19 protein-coding genes are annotated in these 20647 nt (G+C 58.8%); 2 read left to right on the top strand and 17 right to left on the bottom strand.

Annotation, left to right across the window (positions count from 1 at the left end; genetic code table 11):
• Positions 1 to 218: 218 nt before the first annotated feature.
• The 3 genes from ACILSL_RS06790 to ACILSL_RS06780 are packed head-to-tail and all read right to left on the bottom strand — an operon-like array spanning position 219 to position 2685.
• Complete coding sequence (locus ACILSL_RS06790) at positions 219 to 1625, bottom strand: MATE family efflux transporter (RefSeq protein ID WP_395731245.1); 1407 nt, start codon at positions 1623 to 1625, stop codon at positions 219 to 221.
• Positions 1626 to 2063, bottom strand: a complete 438-nt coding sequence (locus ACILSL_RS06785) for a DUF5069 domain-containing protein (protein WP_395731244.1) — start codon at positions 2061 to 2063, stop codon at positions 1626 to 1628. It abuts the gene before it with no gap.
• A gap of 34 nt (positions 2064 to 2097) precedes the next feature.
• Positions 2098 to 2685, bottom strand: a complete 588-nt coding sequence (locus ACILSL_RS06780) for a DinB family protein (RefSeq protein WP_395731243.1) — start codon at positions 2683 to 2685, stop codon at positions 2098 to 2100.
• A gap of 78 nt (positions 2686 to 2763) precedes the next feature.
• Between ACILSL_RS06780 and ACILSL_RS06775 the strand changes: the two genes are divergently transcribed.
• Positions 2764 to 3144, top strand: coding sequence for a winged helix-turn-helix transcriptional regulator (locus tag ACILSL_RS06775; protein WP_395731242.1), 381 nt, complete (start codon positions 2764 to 2766; stop codon positions 3142 to 3144).
• A gap of 83 nt (positions 3145 to 3227) precedes the next feature.
• Here ACILSL_RS06775 and ACILSL_RS06770 read toward each other — a convergent pair whose 3' ends face one another.
• From ACILSL_RS06770 to ACILSL_RS06705, 14 genes are all read right to left on the bottom strand, one after another.
• A complete protein-coding gene (locus ACILSL_RS06770; protein WP_395731241.1) occupies positions 3228 to 4676 on the bottom strand; it encodes a DUF1080 domain-containing protein in 1449 nt (482 codons plus the stop codon).
• Complete coding sequence (locus tag ACILSL_RS06765) at positions 4673 to 5545, bottom strand: metallophosphoesterase (protein WP_395731240.1); 873 nt, start codon at positions 5543 to 5545, stop codon at positions 4673 to 4675. Before ACILSL_RS06765 ends, ACILSL_RS06770 begins: the two co-directional genes overlap by 4 nt.
• A 103-nt stretch (positions 5546 to 5648) precedes the next feature.
• Entirely contained in the window at positions 5649 to 6914 is a 1266-nt protein-coding gene (locus ACILSL_RS06760; protein ID WP_395731239.1) for a polysaccharide pyruvyl transferase family protein, read from the bottom strand.
• A 29-nt stretch (positions 6915 to 6943) separates the two neighbouring features.
• The gene (locus ACILSL_RS06755) at positions 6944 to 8530 is read right to left on the bottom strand and encodes an FAD-dependent oxidoreductase (RefSeq protein WP_395731238.1); all 1587 of its coding nucleotides are present in this window, start codon (positions 8528 to 8530) and stop codon (positions 6944 to 6946) included.
• An 8-nt stretch (positions 8531 to 8538) separates the two neighbouring features.
• Positions 8539 to 10581 (bottom strand): FAD-dependent oxidoreductase, encoded by a 2043-nt coding sequence (locus tag ACILSL_RS06750; RefSeq protein WP_395731237.1) that lies wholly within the window; start codon positions 10579 to 10581, stop codon positions 8539 to 8541.
• Between the two features lie 36 nt (positions 10582 to 10617).
• Positions 10618 to 11538: a DUF4886 domain-containing protein gene (locus tag ACILSL_RS06745; RefSeq protein WP_395731236.1), complete on the bottom strand. Its 921-nt coding sequence runs from the start codon at positions 11536 to 11538 to the stop codon at positions 10618 to 10620.
• A 12-nt stretch (positions 11539 to 11550) separates the two neighbouring features.
• Complete coding sequence (locus tag ACILSL_RS06740) at positions 11551 to 11952, bottom strand: YlbF family regulator (protein ID WP_395731235.1); 402 nt, start codon at positions 11950 to 11952, stop codon at positions 11551 to 11553.
• Between the two features lie 55 nt (positions 11953 to 12007).
• Complete coding sequence (locus ACILSL_RS06735; protein WP_395731234.1) at positions 12008 to 12721, bottom strand: HpcH/HpaI aldolase/citrate lyase family protein; 714 nt, start codon at positions 12719 to 12721, stop codon at positions 12008 to 12010.
• Positions 12718 to 13788 carry a phosphotransferase family protein gene (locus ACILSL_RS06730; RefSeq protein WP_395731233.1) on the bottom strand — a complete coding sequence of 357 codons (1071 nt, stop codon included), beginning with the start codon at positions 13786 to 13788 and terminating at the stop codon, positions 12718 to 12720. The genes ACILSL_RS06735 and ACILSL_RS06730 overlap by 4 nt, the downstream gene beginning before the upstream one ends.
• A gap of 2 nt (positions 13789 to 13790) precedes the next feature.
• Positions 13791 to 14723, bottom strand: coding sequence for a bile acid:sodium symporter family protein (locus tag ACILSL_RS06725; RefSeq protein WP_395731232.1), 933 nt, complete (start codon positions 14721 to 14723; stop codon positions 13791 to 13793).
• 32 nt (positions 14724 to 14755) lie between these two features.
• A complete protein-coding gene (locus tag ACILSL_RS06720; protein ID WP_395731231.1) occupies positions 14756 to 17416 on the bottom strand; it encodes a sialidase family protein in 2661 nt (886 codons plus the stop codon).
• A 165-nt stretch (positions 17417 to 17581) separates the two neighbouring features.
• Positions 17582 to 18130, bottom strand: a complete 549-nt coding sequence (locus tag ACILSL_RS06715; protein ID WP_395731230.1) for a DUF1648 domain-containing protein — start codon at positions 18128 to 18130, stop codon at positions 17582 to 17584.
• Between the two features lie 6 nt (positions 18131 to 18136).
• Positions 18137 to 18772 (bottom strand): hypothetical protein, encoded by a 636-nt coding sequence (locus ACILSL_RS06710; protein WP_395731229.1) that lies wholly within the window; start codon positions 18770 to 18772, stop codon positions 18137 to 18139.
• Positions 18769 to 19050 (bottom strand): DUF2089 domain-containing protein, encoded by a 282-nt coding sequence (locus ACILSL_RS06705; RefSeq protein ID WP_395731228.1) that lies wholly within the window; start codon positions 19048 to 19050, stop codon positions 18769 to 18771. The genes ACILSL_RS06710 and ACILSL_RS06705 overlap by 4 nt, the downstream gene beginning before the upstream one ends.
• Positions 19051 to 19177: 127 nt before the next feature.
• On the opposite strand from ACILSL_RS06705, the gene pepD reads away from it, so the two are divergent.
• Entirely contained in the window at positions 19178 to 20629 is a 1452-nt protein-coding gene (pepD, locus tag ACILSL_RS06700) for a beta-Ala-His dipeptidase (RefSeq protein ID WP_395731227.1), read from the top strand.
• The last annotated feature ends 18 nt before the right edge of the window (positions 20630 to 20647 follow it).

The following is a 20647-nucleotide window of genomic DNA, read 5'->3' as shown; positions in this document are numbered from 1 at the left end:
GTGAAGATGGTTTTTTGGGGGGGCTTTGATGCCATAAAAGCAACATTATTCAAATGGAAGGCTTGCCCATCTCCTTCGAAGTAAAGCCTGCCGCCACAGCTCACCCTTCCTTGAGATTAGTTGGCCGCATTTTCACCAGATCCATTCCATGCGCCAGCCCACTGCCATCAAGTCGCGACAGGCAATGTTTTCTGTTTCATGCAAGGACCAAGGTCGCTTCAAAGCTTCTGCGATTTCCACTTCCCTCTTTTGAAAAGCAGCCAGCTAAAGATAGCCAGCAGCGAATAGGCCACCGGCACGGCGATAAATGCCCCCACCGGGCCGAAACCAGAAGATTTCGACAACCCCCACGCGATGGGAATCTGCCCGAGCCACAGACAGAGGAAATTCAGCCGGGCAGGCGTCCAGGTGTCACCGGAACCATTGAACGCGGCCTCGAAGCACATGCCGGCCGCGTAAAGCGGGAAAGCGAGGCTCACGATCCAGAGTGCCTGTGTGCCGAATGCCGCCACCTCGGCATCCTGGGTGAAGAGACGAATCAGAGGATTCGCGAAAACAACGAAACAAATGCCGATCAAGCTCAGGACGATGACGTCGGACTTCACGGCGATCTTGACCGCTGCCTCCGCACGCTCCGGCTTATGTGCGCCGAGGTTTTGGCCCACCAAGGTGGCACCTGCGTTTGCCAGGCCCCACGCAGGCATCAGGGCAAAGATCACAATCCGAATTGCAATCGTATAACCTGCGAGTGCCGCACTTCCGAACAGTGCAAGAATCTTGAACAAACCGACCCAGCTCGTGGTGCTGATGAGAAGCTGGATGATGCCGCTGCCGGACTTGCTGAGCACCGCACCGATCACCTCCCGCTCCGGTTTGAAATGCTGCCAGCGCACTTTCACGCGGCTGTGATGCCCTGCGAGATGCCAGAGCTGATACAGCACACCGACACCACGCCCGATGTTCGTTGCCACCGCCGCCCCCGTGACGCCCAGCTCAGGAAAAATCCACCAGCCGAAGATGAAGCACGGTCCCAGCACAATGTTCAGCGCATTCGCCAGCCACAGCGTGCGCATGGCAATGACGGCATCTCCCGCGCCACGAAAGATGGCGTTGATCAGGAAGATCAAAAAGACCGTGGCATTGCCACCGAGCATCATGCGGGCAAAGCCGGAGCCGAGCGTCACGATTTCCTCACCCGCCCCCATGAATCGCAAAATGTCCGGGGCAAAATATCCCAGCAAGATGCCAATGCCCGCCGCCACCAGCACCCCAAGAAGGACAATCTGCCCCGCCGCCTGAGCTGCGAGCTCCGGTTCCTTTTCGCCGATGCGGCGGGAAACAATCGCGGTCGCGGCAATCGAGATGCCAATCGCCACCGCATAGATGAGTGTCATCACTGACTCGGTGAGGCCCACGACCGCCACGGCTTCCTTTCCGAGATGGGAAACCCAAAACACATCCGCCACCGCGAACAGCGATTCCATGACCATCTCCAGCACCATCGGCACTGCGAGCAGGATGACCGCACGGTTCAGCGGCAGCGCGGTGTAATCATGCTCCTCACCACGCAGTGACTGCCGCACGCTTTGCCAGAATGAAACCGGGGGTGATGCCTCCTCACTCATTCAAGGCAGCCTTCCCTCATCCACATCAATGTATTTCGTGATGGTCTGGATGTCGTCACGATCACCGAGTCCTCCGTCAGCCTTTCGTTTCGCCAAAATGTCGGTGATGTGGTCATTGATGCCGAGTTTCAGGATGTAGTAATTCCAGACGAGCTTGTCGGTGTCATTCAGCGGACGGCCGCGCACCTGGCACCAGTGCAAAATCTCCTCGTCTGTTCCACCTTCCAGCACGCGGGCTTTGAGATCGTCATAGTTCACATGCAGGAATCCGACGCAGCTTCCGTCGCTGCCTTTGCCCAGATTCGCGTGCAAATCTTCCCACAGCCTGCCAGCGGCATGCAGACGGATCTTGCCCAGCATCCGCGGGAAATACTTCAAACCGGCGGTTTCATCAAGAGGGCTGCAAGGCAGCGTGGCGGGGTCAGGTTTGGCGGACATGCGGGATGCCTCGCCGGTGCCGCGAGTTTGTCAATCATGTGCTGCTCAATCCTGCCATGATGCTTTGAATCTGCACACGATGAATGCCCATGTGCGTACCCGCCAGCGCCGCCCAGCCGAGAGCATTCAGCGAACCGAACCACGGATGTGCAAAGCGCAGTTTTGTATTCAGTTCGGCAGCCTCGGAGATCGCAGTAAGCACTCCATCACACGAACGCTCGAAGTCTGTCTCGACGGTTGGAGTCAACGAGGTGCTCGGTTTAACCGCTGCCGTGCTCGCCTTGCCCGGCGGCACTTTCCCATGAGTGAGTGCATTGATGACCCGGGCGAAGGCCGTGTTGGTGATGCGCAGATGATCCAGAGTCATCCACACAGACCAGTTGCGGCTGCTGTCCTCCAGTCCGCGCAAACGTGTGATGAGCACCGGCTTACTCCGCTGCGCTTCAGGGCAGGAAGCCATCAGCGCACGGATCGCCGCACGCTCCTGCTCAAACTTGGCCACAAAGGTCTCACGACTGCCTCGAAGGCGTGTCAGCGCGAACAACAGCCTGGCGGCCCAAAGTTCCATGATGGGCAGCCCGGCTCCTGGTGGGGCGAGTTGAGGATCAGTGGTGGCGCGCATTGGATTAAATTTGTTCATTACTTGCATTATGCAAGTTTTTTACTTTTGAAACGCAAGCGTTCGCCATGATAGTTTACCATGCCCAAGGCCAAAGCATCCCGACGCCCGCACAAAGCGCCACCACCCTCGCGGCGCTCCCCCTGCCCTGTGTCCTGCGCGCTTGATCTGTTTGGTGATCGCTGGACCCTGCTAGTCATCCGCGATCTCATGCTGGGCCGAAGCCGCTTCAAAGACTTTGTCAGCTCCCCGGAAGGCATTCCCACCAATATTCTCAGCGATCGTCTGGAACGTCTGCTCGAAGCAGACATTGTGCGCCAGATCCCCGCCTCTGACGGCGGCAAGCGCATGGCCTATGAGCTCACTGAGAAAGGCGACTCCCTCCGGCCAGTGATGAAATCCATCCGTGACTGGGGGCTGACTTGGGAACCGGGCACGAAAGCCATCTTGCAGCAAGGCTGACAAGGAATCCGGTTCCCACACCGCTCTCCCCAGCATGGATGCTCAGGACGCACTTGTTCTCCGGCATCAGATCGGCGGTGAAATCAGGACTTCGTAATTCGTGAAACAATCACCTCAGAGGTCTTCCGGTCGATGGAATACAATATTCCGGCTTCAGTGCGATTCCAGGCGAAGGCCTGGCCGTGGGCGCTGATCGGGGTCGCGCTCTTCCAGCTCAACACCTCGCCCTTGGCCGGGAGATCGAGCACATAGAGCTCCTGCGCATCATGCCCGGTGATGAAGAGAAGCCCGTCCGGCCCAAAGCTGCCGCCGGAACTGCTGTTCTTGCCAAACTTGGTCACCACCTCGCTCGGAAATTTCAGCTCTCCGCGCTTCTTCCACTGGGCATCAAACATCACGATCCGCGTTTTGGCAGGATCACCGGTCTTCGCGTATTGCGCAAAGCAGGCATACCAAAGTCCATCGCGCCGGTCCACCCAGGTCAGCGAACCTTCGGCGTCCGTCAGGTCAATGGACTCCAAATGCTGCATCGTCTGAGGATCCCAAATCTCCACCGAACTCTTCATCGGCATTTCAGGGTAGTTCGAATGCGCGCAGTAGAGCTTTCCATCGAGCACGAGACCTGCGTTCAAATGCTTGATGCGCCCATCCTTCGCTTCTTGCCAGCCACCAATGCGTTCACCGTTGTCCTTGCGATATTTGCCAATGGCCGCGTTTGTAATCGCATAAAAAAAGGTGTCATCCACCGCCACGCCTTGATGCGCTTCCTCGGCCTTGAAGCGTTTCAGCTCTTGATGCTGCCATGCAGATTTCTTCGCGGGCTTGGGTTTGGGATTCAGCAGTTCCTGGATGCGCAGTTGTTCCTTTTTCAGTGCAGCCTCGGATACGGGCATGGGCGTGAGATTCTCACTCACCACCGGCTCATCGGCTGGAATCGCGCGCCAGCGCAGGTTCTTGAACCACACATCAGCGCCATGGTCCTGCAGCCAGAGCTTGCCACCCCGCTTTGTCAGATCTGTGCCTCGGTAGCCCACCAGCTTGACTGCATCCCGCCAGCGTGGATCGGCATAGTCGAAATCGACCACTTTCTCGCCGTTCAACCAATGCTGGATCACGCTGCCCTTGCAGACGACACGCGCCTCATTCCACTGCTCAAAGGGCCGCACCACATCCTTGGTCGGGGCCATGCAGAAGAACAGTGAGCCTGCGCTTTGCCGCGGATTCTCGCCATAGGGGCTGTTGGCGTTGTCGAGCAGCTGATACTCATACTGACCCGGCCGATAGTACACGCCGCTGTTGCAGCCCTTCGCCACTTTCCAGTCGAAGCGCAGCTCGAAATCATCCGGCACCTTCGCCTTTTCATAGGTTAATGAGCCGCCCTTTTTGACACGGGCGATCTCGCCGTTCACGACCGACCAGTTACCGTCGTGTTTCCAGCCATCCAGGGTTTTCCCATCAAAGAGGGATTCAAAGCCGGGCTCCAGCGCGAGCGCGGAGCTTGTGAATGCCAGGAGAAGGAGAATGGGTTTCATGCGTGATTCAAAGTGCGGTTTACCTGCCTGCGGAAGCCGTTCAAGCGCAGCGAGCCGTCGGCCATGATGCCGAGCAGCGAGTAGCCGTTGTTTTCCAAACCGCTGCCTTCCACCATCGCCACGAGCGTGGTGTAATGAATGCCGGCAATTTGCTGATAGTCGTTCTTGTGCGAGTGGCCTTGGAACACCGCGAGCACCTTGCCCGACTTCTCCAGCAACGCACGCACCGCGGCGGCGTTGCGCACGGCATGTGCCTTGTCCATGTCGAGGCGCTGATGCGCGAAAATGATCACCGGCCCGCTGGCTTTTGCCAGCGCAGCCTCCAGCCATGCCAGCTCCGCCTTGGGCAGGTTGGCATCCTGCCAGTTGAAATTCTTCCGTTCATACGGTGTGCCATCTTCACGGAAGCAGGCGTCGAGAATCAAAAAGGTTACCCCATTTTCTTCGAATGCTGCATGTCCGCCCGACGCCTGGGTGTGCGTGGCAAACTCCTGCTTCGTCAATGTGCCCACGCAGTGATTTCCCAGCACATAATGCCTGGGCATCGAGAGCTTCATGAAATGCGACTCCATTGTCTTCAGCCACTCGATCTCGCGCTCCACCGAATCTGCCTGATCAATAAAATCGCCCAGCTCCACCACCACGTTCGGTTTTTCACGATTCATGAGCTCCACTGCCTCATCCAGCTTCGTCAATGCCTCGCGATAGAATCGCGTTTTCGTCGGTTCCTTGTCCGCGTAGTGCAGATCCGTCATCAACCCGACACGCAGAGTGGGGGCGGCCGCAGCATCGGCTGCGAGAAGTCTGCCCCCGCCGAAACCGGCGAGGCAGAGGCTGCTGTGTTGGAGAAAGGCGCGGCGAGAAATCATGATTGTTCATAGCGTCATTCGACGGTGCCGACTTGCAGCCAATTCAACAGACCTCGCTCACGGCAGGGCATGTTTCGGACCAGCACCAGCTACCCTCAAATGATCATGCCCGGATAACACTCCGCACGTGCTTCATTGATCCTGCGAAACACTCATGCACATAAGCCATGGCCTTTTTCACTTTTCCCTGAGCCGCCGGGTAGTCAGCATCAATGGCGAACAGCGTCTCCGCCATTTTGTCTGCCGGTGTTTCGTCCATTTCCAGCAGCCACTCGCCCAAACCGATGTCCTTGAACATCCAGCACTTTGGCGAATGGAATTCGGAGTAGGTGTGAATGATCGGCGTGCCGTTTGCCAGCGCGATGATGGGTGAATGCGGCTCGTGGCACACAATGGTGTGCGCCCGCGCAAAGACGGACGCGGCCTCATCGGCGTTCCAGAAATACTCCAGGTTCACCACGTGCTTCTGAATCTCCGGCGGCAGCGGATCGTGAATGAGGCGCTTGTTGTGGCCCATCTCCTTGATCGTCTCCGGCGCGATCAGAACCTTGTGCCCGGTCTTTTGAACCCACAGCGTCACGAGCTCCCGATATTTCGCCGCACGACGTTCATCATCGGCGATCTGCTCTGGGGTGGGATGCAGCGGATTGAGCTTCGGCGTGCGGGTGTCGTCCACACCGGGCAGTTTCGCTGTGTTGGTGCGCAGTTGCAGGGTGATGAACTTCCGCTCCTCCAGTCCGAGCTTTTTCATCGTCGCCAATCCGCGCAGGTCATCGCGCACATCGATGCCAAAGCAGCCATCCGGGCCGAATTCGAGCACAGGGGTCTTGATTCCAGCACGCTTGAGGATGCTCAGCGTTTTGCTTTCACGCGTGTAGATGAACGAAGCCACATTCAGCAAGGCGATGCGTTCTTCCGCGCCTTTGCCCTCCACCATGCTGGCAAAATACGACTGCCCAAACAGTCCGTAGGGTTTGCCTGCTTTCTGACAAAACTGCATGAAGCTTGTGTCCTGCCCCATGCCGGAATTGCGAATGAAGAGATCGCAGTTCATAATCGCCTGCCGCAGCGCCTCGTCCTTTTCGCCTTTGCCCGTGAGGCTGCCCTGCAGGATCTCCACTTTGGGGAAGCGCGTCTTGAGCATGGCTGTGACGCGTTCATCCAGCTTCATCGCCCACAGCACCACCTTCACCTCCGGCAGATGTTCTTCAATGACGCGCAGTGTTCCAGGCGTGTGGCCGATGTCTCCGATGTTCACCGTGTCCCAGCCCGATTGCAGAAGAAGGGTCTTTGGTTTGCCATCAGCGGCGTAGACGGAACCGCCAAGCGCAGCGGTGATGGAGGCGATGAACTGGCGGCGCGTATTCATGGTGGGAAGGCAGGAAACAGAATGGAACGTTAAAATTCCGGCGGGCCGTTGAGGTGCTCGCACTTCTCCGGCAGACCGGGGATGAAATCGACCACCTGCTTCTGGGCGCGCAACTTGTCCTGCAATGGAGCCAGCGACACGTTCTGCACAGTCGTATCGTTTTTCACCGCAAATGCAGCGGCGATGCCCGAAGCATGGCCGGTGATCATCCACACGCTCTCCAACCGCAGCGTACAAAAAGCCACGTGGGTGTAGCTGGCCGCGCCGGGAACCAGCAGGTTGGTGCATTCGGCGGCTTTGGGTGTGAGCGCCCGATACGGAATCTGATAAGCATGGCCCATGCGCCAGATGCGCCCCTCATTGACGAACTCATTTTCATTCAAAGCCACACGCTGAACGTGATGGCAGTCGATGAAATGGCTGCTCATGCCGATGCTGTCCGGCTTGCGGCGGTCTGCCTGCACATCCTGCTGCGTCACGACATATTCCCCGCGCATCCGCCGTGCCTCCCGCACGTAGAGTTGATAAGGCAGGTGTCCGTTGTCCACAAACTCGTCTTTGTGCAAGCCCAACGACTTCATCTCCTCCTGAACATTCGCAGGCACAGAGTCGTCCGTGGCAAGGAAATGCAGCAGACCGAGGGTGTAATCCATGTGATCTTGGTAAATGCGGGCGCGCTCTTCGTAAGTGGCGTTGGGCCACTCAAATTGGCCGCCAAAATGTCCCAGGGAGTAGATGGCGGACTGCTTGTTGTTCATTTCGAACTTGCCGTTGCGCCGCCGGTAGAGGTCGATGATGTCCTCAAGTTTGACCGGCTTCTTTTGCTGGGTCTGATCGCGGAACCAGCTGGCCAGCAGTGCGTAACGCTTTTGGTCGTAATGCTTCGGCGCGGGGATGGGCACCTGCAGCTTGGGATCCTTTGCCACCGTGAGGCGGAAATTGTAGTTCATCGGTGCACGATGAGCATCGCCTTCATGCAAATCTTTGGCCCACGCGCTGATGCCAGGCAGCAACGTACCAATCTCGTCCACCGTCCGGGCACTACGCGGTGTCTTGTCAAAACGAATGCCCGCAGCTTCTTCGCCAAACTCCGTCTTCGACTCGCGGCCGACGGCGTATTTGACACCCGCACGAGCCATGAGGTCACCTTCATAACCTGCGTCGATGAAAACTTGAGCCTGCAGCCTGGAGCCATCTGTCAGAGTGATTTCAGTGATGCGTGCACCCTCTTTGGCCACCTTGTCCACGGATACGCCGAAACGCAGCTCCACTCCTGCCTCGCGCAGCATGTCGAGGTAGATTTTCTCGGCCACACTGGATTCAAAGAAATACTCCGGTCCGCCGGTCTGATAGTGCGCTCCGAGGCGGCGGTAAAATTCATCCGCGAAGCCGCCGATGGTCCATTTCAGCATGTGCTCGCTCTCGGCGGTATTGATACCACTCGTGCTCAATCCGCCGACATGCCTGGTCGGTTCGATGAGCACCACTTTCGCGCCTTCACGCGCTGCTGCGATGGACGCAGCGATGCCACAGGGCACGCCTCCATACACCACGATGTCTGCGGCGTTGAGTTGGGTGATGCAGATCAAGCAGGCGAGGAACAGTGACTTCATCATGGATGGGTTCAGTTAACTTCAATAAGCTGCAACGCATCCAAAATCACAAAACCGTCAGTGCCTGCATTGCTCACCGTGATGGTTGTCTCAACAGCGCCATCAAGCTGCACGCTGCCAATGGTGCGAAACGCCTCTCCGGCGGCCAGCGGCAGCGTTTGATCAACGGTGATGTCTGTTTTGCGCCCGCTGCATTGAATCGTTACAGGCACCTTCGTCGCGCGCGTTTCATGAGGTGAGTAGGCCATCCGCAATTCGTAGCGTCCTGTCTTGAGCGCTTTAAAGCCAAAGACAGCGATGGACTGGCCGTCAGCACGTTTGTCGTCGTGAAGATAGCCCGTGCCGATGTGCGGCTTGAAGCCGGAAGAGCGGCTCCACTGGCCCTTGAGTTCGGCCTGCGCATCATCGAGCACGATGCCCGGCAGGGTCTTCGGATCAACGTTCATCACGCCTTTCGGTTCCGGCGGCAGATCCGGCAGCACAGGCAGTTCGAGCACCTGCTTCTGAGCCAGCAGACGCTCGCGCAGCGCTGGATACGGCAGCTTCTGCACGGCGAGATTTTGCTTTGCACTCAAAGCAGCGGCGATGCCTGCGCTCTGCCCGAGGATCATCCACGTAGGCTCCACGCGGATCGAGGAGATGCCCACATGCGTGCAGGACAGCGCCACCGGCACGAGCAGGTTGTCACACTCGGCGGCTTTCGGCGTGATGGCCCGATATGGGATGTGATACGGATAGCCATGCTTCCGGCCCGCCATGCGCACCGGCATGATGGTGCCTTCATCCACGACCATGTCCTTGGTCCCCACGCGCTGGCAATCGTGCGAGTCGATGGGAAAAGATGACACAATGATCGGATCATTCTTCTTTGGCTCGTCCATGATGTCTTTCTGCGACACCACATATTCGCCGATCATGCGCCGCCCTTCGCGCACATAGAGCTGAGGTGACCAGTGACCGTACGCTGCGAATTCATCACGACAGAGCCCGATCTCCGCCATCTGCTGCCGCAGTTCAGCAGGCACGGCAGGGTCCGTGCTGAGGAAGTGATGCATCTCCAAAGTGTACTGCTTGTGCGCCTCCCAGATCTTTGCGCGTCCGGCCTCATCTGCCTCGCTCCAGCCATTGCAGGCACCCACGAGGCCCATGGAGAACTGCTTCCCGATGCCATTGTTTGCATCCAACTTGTTGCCCGGCAGCGGATACAGATCCCACAGCAAATGCGGCCTCTTTTCCTGCGCAAAATAGCGCCGCACGACCTCAAAGCGTGCCGGGTCATAATTGGCAGGTTGTGGAAACGGGACGCGATTTGCGGCATCTTTGGTCACGCAGAGCCGGAAGCTGTAAACCATCACGTTCTTGTCTCCCTCATCGTCCGGGCCTGCATCCGTCGTCGTGATCAACGGCAAGGGGTTACCAGAGTTATCGAGGCCGGAGATTGGGAGCTTTGCCTTGGAATACTGCTTTCCGGCCAGGGGTTCGCCAAATTCTTGCCTACCTTCGCGACCAATCGTCCAGCTCACTCCTGCTACTGCCATCAAATCGCCCTCGTAGGTGCCATCGACGAAGACCTTGGCGACGAAATCGCCGTCACTTGTGACCAGTTTTGTAACGTGAGTGCCTTGTTTTGCCACGGATTGCAAAACCCGCTTCGTCAGCACTTTCACACCGGCTTCATCCAACATCTGCTGCGTGATCTTTGCGGCCACATGGGGCTCGTAGGTCCAGGGTTTGTGATCTTTGTCACTTACGGTGTAAGGAAGTGCAACACCGCGCATCTGGTAGTCTTTTTCGACACGCGAATGCCATTCCTCGAACAGGCCGAGCACCGTGCTGCGCACGGTTTGATTGGAGTCGCTGAAGCACAGGCCGCCGGTGTTTACGCCGCCGACATGGGCGGTAGGCTCCAGAAGGATGACGGAGGCGCCTTCACGGGTTGCGGCGATGGCGGCACAGAATCCGCCCGGGGTGGCTCCATAGACAATGACATCCGCCTCCGTGGAGGCATGTGCTGTGAAACTGAGCGCAAAGAGAAGCAAGACGAGGCGATTCATGGTTCACATAAGAACACGCCCCTCTCATTTTGGACATCATTTTGTCCGTTCGATCACGGCGCGATGCGCAGTCTCCTGTAAAAAACGGGCGTCCGCCGAATCCAGTCCCTTGGGCATGAAGGTGTTGCCTACGGAGCTCTCGCCAAACAGCACCTCGTACCAGACGCAGGCTCCGAGGTATTCGCCGGCCATGTTGGCGTGATGGCCGTCCATGCCCAGAGCCACCGGGCCCTTGCCGGTTTTGGGCTTGGCCCAGCGCCAGCCGACGTGCAGTGAGTGTGTCTGATTCGGCAATTCTGGCTGCTTGGCGGCTTTGGGATTGAAAGTGGTGTCGGTTTGATAGGCCCATTCCTTGTCGGTGTCCGCGAGATGGAAGGCATCGCCGGTTGGGATGATGCGGGCATTGAATTCGGCGGCGATTTTGTCATAGGCGGCGCGCAGCCCCTGATACATTTCATCCTGCGTTTGGGGCTCGCCGGGTTTGCCTGATGGCCTGGTGAAGCGAGGGTCGTCTTTGCGGTACTCCCAGGTTTCATGCACCAGCAGTCTGGCCTGCGGCGCGTGTTTGATGATGTAGTTGCGCAACCAGCCGGCGTAGGGCTGATAGGTGGCGAAGTCATGGCTCTTGATGCTGGCCTGCTGGATGGTGACGTAGTCCCACTTTTGCAGCTCGAGATTTTCCTTCAAGCCGCGGCCGCTGATGTAGAGGCCTGCTTTGTCCTTGGGATCTGCTTCGTGCTTTTGTGCTTTCTCGGCGTGCACCTGAAATGAGGCACCGCCGATGACGAGGGGCTGATGAATCAGCGTGTGCCCGCCCGCCTTCGCCAGATCACCCAGATAGTGAGTGGCGTTGGCAGAGAAGCTGTTGCCAATGGTAAGCAGCTTCACCGTTTTGGCCTCTCCCGCGAAGGATGAGACGCAAAACAGCAGCGCAGCGATCAGGACGAACGCTTTCATGGAATCTGGCGATTAGTGGCAGCCGCAGCCTTCGCCACAGCCTTTGGAGAACACTTCGGATTCGGCAGGCACTTCACCACGCTCGAGACTTTTGCCGACGAAGCTGGTCACCACTTCGGCGATGCCGCGCAGGACGTCCTGAGCTTCGATGAAGCTGAGGATGGCGGTGTTCGCATCGCACTGGTCCTGGAGGTCGGTGAAGCGGGAGATTTCTTCTCCGCTGGGCTCTTCGCCATTGTGCTGCTTCTGATGCAGGGCGCGGCCGAGCGTGGCCATCTCACGATAGAGAGACACGGCTTCTTCATTGGCGAGAAAGGCTTCCGCTTTTTCGCGGGCATTTTTCACGTCGCTGTCGGCCACGAGGGTTTCGCACAGTTCGACGATTTTGGATTTGATTTGGGGGGAGGCGTTCATGGGGGAGGCGAGATTATAGGGGAAACGCCTTTGAACAGGAAAAAGTCAGACTTTTTCACCAAGCCCGCGCCGTGGCGAGATTCCGTTTGAAGCCCTCACGCACGAGCGAGAGGTCGGAATCCATGGCGATCCAGGTGAAGCCGAGAGCCTTGAGCTTTTCCTTGTCATCGGCATGACGCACGAGGATGCCGCAGCCTTTGCCGTGATCTTTGGCCGCCTTGACGATGCTGCTGACGCAGTCGTCGTAGCTGCGGGGGGACTGCTGTGCCTTGAGATCAAAGGACAAATCGGCAGGACCGATGAAGAGCGCATCGACCCCCTCCACGGCGGCGATTGGTTCTGCATTCGCCACCGCCTCGGCGGTTTCGATCTGGGCGAGGATGATCGGTTTGGGCATCTCACCTTCTGGGAGGCGCATGCCATAGCCAAAGGCTCGCACGGTGCGTGACACACCGCGATGGCCCTGCGGTGGATAGTAGGCTGCATCCACACAGTGACGCGCCTCGGCGACTGTGTTCACATGCGGGACCATGATGCCCTGCGCACCCCAGTCGAGCACGCGGGCGATCAGATCTGGATGCGGCGCACTCACGCGCACGATGGCGATGGTATCGCTGCCACGGAGGGCGCGCAGTTGATCAGGCAGCGCGGCTTCGGATTCACAGCCGTGTTCGAGGTCGATCAAAACCCAGTCAAAGCCGCACTCCGCAGCGAGTTCAGTGACAGCAGGTGAGCCGATGGAGAGAAAAGTGCCGATGTGAGTTTTCATGGTCGAAGAATGTCGATGCTGCTGGAGTTGCGCAAGCCCTGCAAGGCGAGGTTCAGGCGTGAATGCGTGAATTCGCGCAGCGACCGGCCAGAGGTGCCGGACGAGATGAGAAAGAAGCCATCGTCACGGTCAAAGTAACCCGCGCCGACACGGATCACGGCTTTGACAATCATGTTGCGCAGCAGGTGCAGCCAGAAGCGGCGCAGATGATCGGGAGGAAGCGTGCGGGTGCTTTGATAGCCCTCAAACGCATGACGAAGGAAGACGTCGTCATGGAAGCAGGCGAGGAGCGAGAGGTCGTCCATGGGGTCGCCGCAGATGGCGTCGTCGAAGTCGATGAAGGCGGCGATTTCGTGTTCGCTGCCGAGGATGTTCCAGAGGGCGAGGTCCTTGTGGACGAAGCAGCCGGTGCCGAGCTGGAAGAGGGAGCGGTGGTTTTCGATCTCTGCGAGGATTTCAGCACTCTGAGATTGCGTGAGGAAGCCGCGGGTGGCGAGGAAGGCCAGGTGTAGATCGAGGCGAAGATGGAAGTAGTCGGCGTAGGTGGCGTGATAGCCTGACATGGACTCATCCAGGATTCCAAAGCCTGGCAGCGTGATGGCCTGCCATTTCGCCACTGCCGCGCCGATGCCGAAGGCGATGCGTGGGACGTCCAGACGGCCCAGCTTGAACCAGTGATTGAGATCGGGCGCGGAGATGCGCTCCAAGGCCTGCCAGGCGAAGGGGACGCTGGAGCGCGTGGCATCGCAGGCATACACGCGAGGCGTCATCACCCCCGCCTCACGCACCCTGTCCAGCAGCGCCGACTCCACGGCTAGCTGGCCGTCCTTTTCAGGCCCGTTTTCGACACGGATGAACATCGACTGTCCGGCCACCCTGGCATTCCAGGTGAGGTGATTTCCCTGACCGATTCCCGCGCTCAGTTCAACGACCTGGGTGATGAAGTGGCGCCGCAAAACTTCGCCAAGCTGCCGCTCGATTTCCACATCCGCCGCGCCGCGTGTCTGCGTGCCGTGAAAGGCCGCAGGGCGGTCGCATTTCCAGTAATAGATGTCGCGCCGGCTCATGATCAGGCCTCCGGCGTGCGGCGCTTCCACCAGGCGGCCATGAGGCCGCCGACGATGTTTTGCATCACACCGCTGAAGACGGCGGCGGCAGCAGCGAGCGGCATCAGGGGAAAATGCTCACGGGCGAGTGCGGCCGCCATGCCGCCGTTTTGCATGCCGACTTCAATGCTCACCGTGCGAGCAACCGATTCGGGATAGCGCAGCACTTTGGGAATCATGTAGCCAACCACAAAGCCAAAGACGTGCAGCAGAAATGCGGCGAGAGCCAGACGGCCAAAGTGTGAGGCAACGGCATCGGCACTGGCGGCCACGATGCCACCGCTGACCAGCGTAAAGGCCAGAACGGCGACGGTGGGGCCGCAGGCGCCGATTTGATCCGCAGTGCGCGGCAGCTTCCAGCGAATCAGCACCCCCAGCACCACGGGAGCGACCGTGAGCTGCAAAGCGGACAGGCACAGCCCCCAGGCATCCACGGGCACATATTTTCCGGCGAGCGTGCTGGTCCACATGGGCGTGAAAAAGAAGGCCAGCAGGGTCGAGGCCAGCGTGAGCACGACTGAGAGCGCCACATTCGCGCGGGCGAGGTAGCTGATCATGTTGGACGCCATGCCACCAGGACAGCTCGACACCAAAATGATGCCCACCGCGAGTCCGGCTTCGAGATTCAATACCGTGGCAACCAGCCAGCCGGTGAGCGGCATGATGGTGTACTGCGCGACAAAGCCCAGAGCCACGCTGCCGGGCATGCGTGCGATAGCCTTGAAATCATCAAGGCTCAATGTAAGCCCCATGCCGAGCATGGAGGCCGCGAGCGACCAGAAGATCCATGGCTTGTCGAACCACAACATGGTCTGCGGGCAGAAAAACGCGAGCGTCGCGAGGCTCACGAGCCACACGGGATAGAGATTGTTAAACCAGTTGAAAAAGCGGATCATGTATCGGTGATACCAAGAGGATGTGGATTTGATCAAGGATGGATTTCGCGCAGCAACACCCCGGTGCCGCTGATCAGCAGCACCAGCTTCTTGAAGTGCAGTTGCTCGCCCGCTTTCACCTCTTTGCGATAAAGGCTCACGCGATTGATCGCGCCGGGGAAAAGCTGCACCTCGGGTGCATCCACCTTGGTGAATCCGGCGCTCATGAGTGCCGCCTCCTGGCTGGCTGCCTGGGGTCGAGGGGACGGAGTGAGCGCGTAAAGCGTGCCCGGCTTGGTGACCTCGACGTTGGTTTTCTCAATGCCCGTGCGGAGAAATGGCAGACCGCTGAGCTGCTCAAACACGCCCTCAATCACGTAGTCACGATCCGTGAAGAGCTTCACGCCCACCTTCATCACGGCCGCTTCCTCCGGTGGTGGTGCAGGCCAGACGATGCGCTTTTCCCCGGCCTGCGGCTCGAACTGGCCTACGTCTTCGAGTTTGCAGAACATGATGCGCTCCTTGCGGCTGGCGTCTTTGTCGCCCTGGGTCACGACGAGCCAGATCACACTGTTGTGTTCGTGGAAGGTCGGGTATTGGAAGGACTTCGGCGTCTCGAAGCGGTATTTGCGCTCCCACGTTTTACCATCGCGCGAGACATCCACATTGAACACGCTGCGGCCGACGCCCTGGATGCGGGTGGACTCCTGCCAGCCGAGGTAATAGACGCCGCCGAACTTGTCGAAGGTGGGTTTCGAGTTCGCACCATTCGGCACGATGGGCAGCGGCCTTCCGGTGCTCCAGGTTTTGCCATCGGCGCTGGTGGTGAAATGGTAGTTGCCCTTGTCGTTGCGGCAGATGGCCATCCAGGTGCCGTCGGGCAGGCGGTTCACGGCTGATTCGCTCAAGGCTTCGATCTGCGGTTCATTGAAGTGGCCGAGGACTTCAAAGGTGGAGAGATCTTCATGAACCCGCGCCAGGGCGTTTTGTTTGCCGCCGAAGTTGTTCAAAGCGACGTAGGTCCTGCCATCGAATTTTTTGAATGAATCAAAGATGAAGAAGGACGAGTCGCTGGCTTTCTTCGTGAAACCCTGCGCCGCCGCGTCCGCGTGAAAGTACTGCGGCTGGAAATCAAAGGTGCCCACAGCGGTCTTCAGCTTTGCCTTGTGAATTGTGGGCATGAAGTCACCGGACTTCAGATCGAAATCGCGATACCACATCTGCGACTGCCGCCTGCCGGGATCTTCGCTGGTGAAATAGCAGCGCAGGGTGCTGGCATCTTTTTGCAGGATGCGGGGTACAAAACATGCGCCCACGGGGAGGGTTTCATTCGCAAACTGCTGCCCGCTTTTCGCGAAGTCGACAACCTTTTCCAGCGCGAGCGTTTTGAGGTTCACGATGGAAAGCGTGGCATAGATCTCCGGCCACCCGGCGCTCTCCCCTGGCCTCACATCATTCGCTTCCGTCACGATGTAGGCACGGTCACCGACACAGACGAACTCGGCATCATGCGCGCCTTTTACTTGAAGTGCAGAGGTATTGACGAGGCGCTGCATGACGATGTCGCCAGCGAGAGCGGGGTCCCACTTGACGGGCACGAGCTGAGGCTTGTCGAGTTTGCTGATGACCTGCTTCAACGTGACTGCACCGGAGGTGTTTTTGCCAGTGGCGACATCTTCCTCGCGGAACTTTGCGAGCAGGATTTCGCCATCGCCGCCGCGATCCCGATCATAAGTGATCCAGATGAGGCCATCGCGATCCTGCACGCCATCGGGATAGGAAACGCCTTTGCGCTCATCGAGCAGCAGGCCTTCGTTCCATGTGTGGCCGTCATCGGTGGAGATCTGTGCGGTGAGGTGGCTGCGTGTCTTGCCAGTGAAGCCGTGATGGTTTACCAGCAGCAGGTTTCCTGATGCGAGGCGGCGGATGAAGAAGCGGGAGCCGGGATTGGGGATGGTGCTGGCTTTGGCCTCTGACCAGGTGCGGCCTTTGTCTGAGGAATGGCTCTCCCATAGGAACCCGCCGCCGGTGCGGGTGAGGAGCCAGAGGCGGCCGTCTTTGAGTTCCGTGATCATGCACTCCAGCGCCCATTCGGGGGCTTTGAGCGCGCCGTGGAGCTGCCAGGTTTTGCCTTCATCCGTGGAGATGCCGACGCCCTGTAGTTGCTTGGGGCCGGCGAACCATGAGTGGATCGGCTCGGTGGCATGCGTGACGGGCATGATCCATTCGCCGGAGGAGAGCACGGTGGGCTTGTTCATGCGGAAGGCGTAGGGGCCTTCGTAGCCGACGCGGAACTCAGGGCCGAAGACCGGCGGGGAGGCGTCTGGATCCTCACAAATGCGCGCATGGACATCGTGGACGGCGGTGTCTTGATTGCCGCGATTGAAGATGTACCAGAGGCGGCCTTTGAGGTCGAGCCAGAGGGTGGGATCAAAGCAACGCGTGCCGTTCCCAGGCTCAGCCATGACTTGAGGACGCGTGAAAGTCTTTGCCTGATCATCGCTGTAGCAGAGGAGGACGATGTTCTCCGGGGAGGGCTCCTTGGAGCCGCCGGTGAACCAGGAGGCGAAGACGCGGCCTTTGGCGGTACGTTCGAGTCCCGGGATGCCCTGCCAGGTCTGGTGGCGCTGGCCCAGGGGCTCGGCGGCACGGGCGCATGTGAATGCGAGGGTGAGGGTGAGGGCGATGAGAAGGCGGAGCTGGTGGAAAGTCATCGGGCATAGCAACGTGCGCAGGGCGATGCATTTCAGCGCAGAATGAAGCCATGGGGTGTTATGATAACATGCCTGCTCCTTTCGGATATCGCGGCCAATTTTGCGACCGCAGAAGACTGGTTGTCACGCAGATCTCTCAACACGAACAAAGGGTGCCGCATCGAATCATGACCCCGCCGCCATGGATGGAGGGGCCGAGTGTCCGGCAGCCGGAGCATCCGTCTTTCGAAAGCGCCAGATCAACGCAAGGATGGATGCGGCGATCATGATGAGAAATCCCGCAGTCAGATACCAGGTGTCCTCTGCTGGCAGCCGAGGTGGCTGGAGATGATTGGCAAGCACGATCTGACGATTGAGCAGTGTCATCCAGAGCAATTCGCCAGTGGCCAACCATTGCGCCCAGCTCTGCATGATGGCGCAGGCCTTGGGGTAGTTTTCAGGAGCGCGCCAGTAGTCGGGCCTGGGGACATTCAGCAGAGAGGAAGGCAAAAACCTCATGAGCCAGATCAAGCACAGAATGAAAAGGGGAAGACCAAGGCCTGAGAGCAGCATCCAAAGGCCGTGATCCTGGCGCGTCATCCAGCCGTTTGGTTTTCCTGCACCGTCGAAATGCGTGGCCAGCCTCTGCGGCAAGTCACCCAGCCAGATGAAATGGGTGATGACAAAGACGAGTGCAGCAAGCACCAAGGCGAGCAGAGTGAAGCGACGTTTCATGAGGGCTCAAAGAAACTTCAACAACTGGCCGAGGCCGAGCTTCGACAGGACTTCAGCGATGAGCAGTCCGACAACGAAGCCTGCCACGGCCTTCCCGCCACGCACGTTGCAGCAGTGGGAGAAGGACTTCCACATGAGCATCACCATCCACAGCGTGCAGACGAGCATGATGAGAGTGACCAATCCGAACACCGCCCCATCCATTCCCAAGGGAGGCAGAGCAAGCTTCGTGGGCTCGAAGGCCATTTTTTGCGCGGACTTCAGCAACTGATCGGAGAAGCGATGAAAGCCCGGAAGCAGACAAACCAGGCTGACAATGACGGTGGGCCAACGCGCCAGAGCCTGAGTGCCCAGGAGATCGACGGCCCGGAAAGCGGTGCGCGAAATGATACGACCCACGATATGAAGCACCACGGCAAGCGAAAACCAGTCGAGCAGTCCTTCAGCCACAGAGAACCAAACTGGCAGCTTAAGCCCCACATGGGCATCCAGCACGCCATCAAAATGAAGCCCCTGCCCTGCGCCGATCAGGCCCGCAAGAAGAATGGCCGCGAGGCCGAGGGCCAGGGATGCCGCACCTGCCACGCGGACAAAAGGGTGAAACAGGAACTGAGAAACGCGGTTGGTATGGGGCGATGTCATGGGGTGTCCTCCTGAGGGAAGATTTTCAGTTTGGAGATCACGTCATCCAGACGATTGCGCACTGTCGGGTAGCTTATCTTCATGATCGAGGCCATCTCCTTGAGGCTGCCGCTGGCCTTCACGAACTCGCAAACAAAGGCCTGATCCTCCGGCGAAAGCGCCGTGAGTACGGGCAAGGGATAGCGGCCTTCCACCTCGGTCCCGCAGTGCGCACAACCGAGTCGTTTCACCTCCAGCGAGTGGTCGCAGCTCGGGCATTGAACGGGAAAGCGTTTCATTTTTTACACGCCTAATTTAACATTATTAATATTTAGATCAATATTATTTACATCAATGGCAATTTTATACCTCGCCGCCGGTTGAAGGCGCATGCGCGGGACTCTAGCTCATGCTACTGATCAACTCATGACCCACGACATCCGCGCCCTCGAACCCAGTGCTCTCTGGAACTGTTTTGCCGACCTTAATGCCGTGCCACGCCCTTCCAAACGCGAGGAACGGGTCGTGGGATTTGTGCTGGGATTCGCCGCACGCCATGGCCTTTCGGCACAGCTCGACAGTGCTGGCAATGTGATCGTCAAAAAGGCGGCGTCGGCAGATAAGCAGGAGCGCCCGGCGGTGATCATGCAGGCGCATCTGGACATGGTGCACAAAGCCGGAGACGGGGTGACGTTTGATTTCGACAAGCAGGGCATCGACATGTGGGTGGATGGCGACTGGGTGCGGGCACGCGGGACCACACTGGGCGCGGACAATGGTCTGGGTGTGGCGGCGATTTTGGCGGTGCTGGCAGCGAATGATTTGTCCCACCCGCCGATTGAGGCGCTGTTGACCCTGGATGAAGAACAGGGCATGGGCGGTGCGCTGGGGCTGCAACCGGGACTGCTGACGGGCAAGACGATGCTGAACCTGGACTCTGAGGAGGATGACACGTTCACCATTGGCTGCGCGGGCGGGATCGACACGACAGGGAGCTTCAAATACCCTGAGGTGGCGCATGAAGCGGCGACGGCAGTGGTGAACATCCAGATCTCGGGACTGCGCGGCGGGCATTCGGGACTGCAGATTCACGAAGGGCGTGCGAATGCGATCAAACTCATGGCGCGGCTGCTGAGCGCGTGTGGTGAGGATGTGGTGGCGCTCTCAACGATGCGTGGCGGCAGCGCACGCAATGCGATCCCGGCGCAGTGCGTGGCGCAGGTGGTGGTGCTGGATGAAGCAGCGTTTGCGGAGCGCTTTGAGCGGGAGGCGGCGGGCATTCGGGAGGAGTTTCGGCTGATCGAGCCAGGGCTGAGCATTGTCGCGATGCCTGTGGAGGTGGCTGCGGGTGAGATCGGCATCATGGGAGCGGAACATCAGAAGTCCTTTGTGCTGGCGATGCAGGCGGTGGTGAATGGCGTCTATCGCATGAGTCCTGTGGTGCCCGGACTGGTGGAGGCGTCTTCGAATTTTTCCACCATCGCCCTGGGCAATGGCAAGGCGGAGTGGGGCAGCCTGCAGCGAAGCTCGGTGGAATCGAGCAAGGTGGATGTGGCGCGTGCTTTTCGGGCGCCGTTTGAACTCATCGGCGCCGAAGTCAAATCGGGCGATCCGTATCCGGGCTGGAGCCCGAGTGCTGAGTCGCCGATCCTGGAGAAGATGAAGGTGATTTATCGTGAGCTGTTTGGTGAGGAGGTGAAGGTAGGGGCCTGCCATGCGGGGCTTGAGTGCGGGGTGATCTCCATGGCGTATCCGGGGCTGGACATGATTTCGTTTGGACCGAATATTCATGAGGCGCATTCGGAGAAGGAGTGCGCGAGTGTTTCATCTGCGCAGAAGTTCTGGAAGCTGCTGACGGCGACGCTGGCTGCTCTGTAGCTCTGACTGCCGTTCAAC

The sequence above is a fragment of the Prosthecobacter sp. genome, assembly GCF_044222345.1.
GTDB lineage: Bacteria > Verrucomicrobiota > Verrucomicrobiia > Verrucomicrobiales > Verrucomicrobiaceae > Prosthecobacter.
The sequence above is the reverse complement of the archived record's forward strand: the minus strand, read 5'-3'. Positions and strand labels throughout refer to the sequence as shown.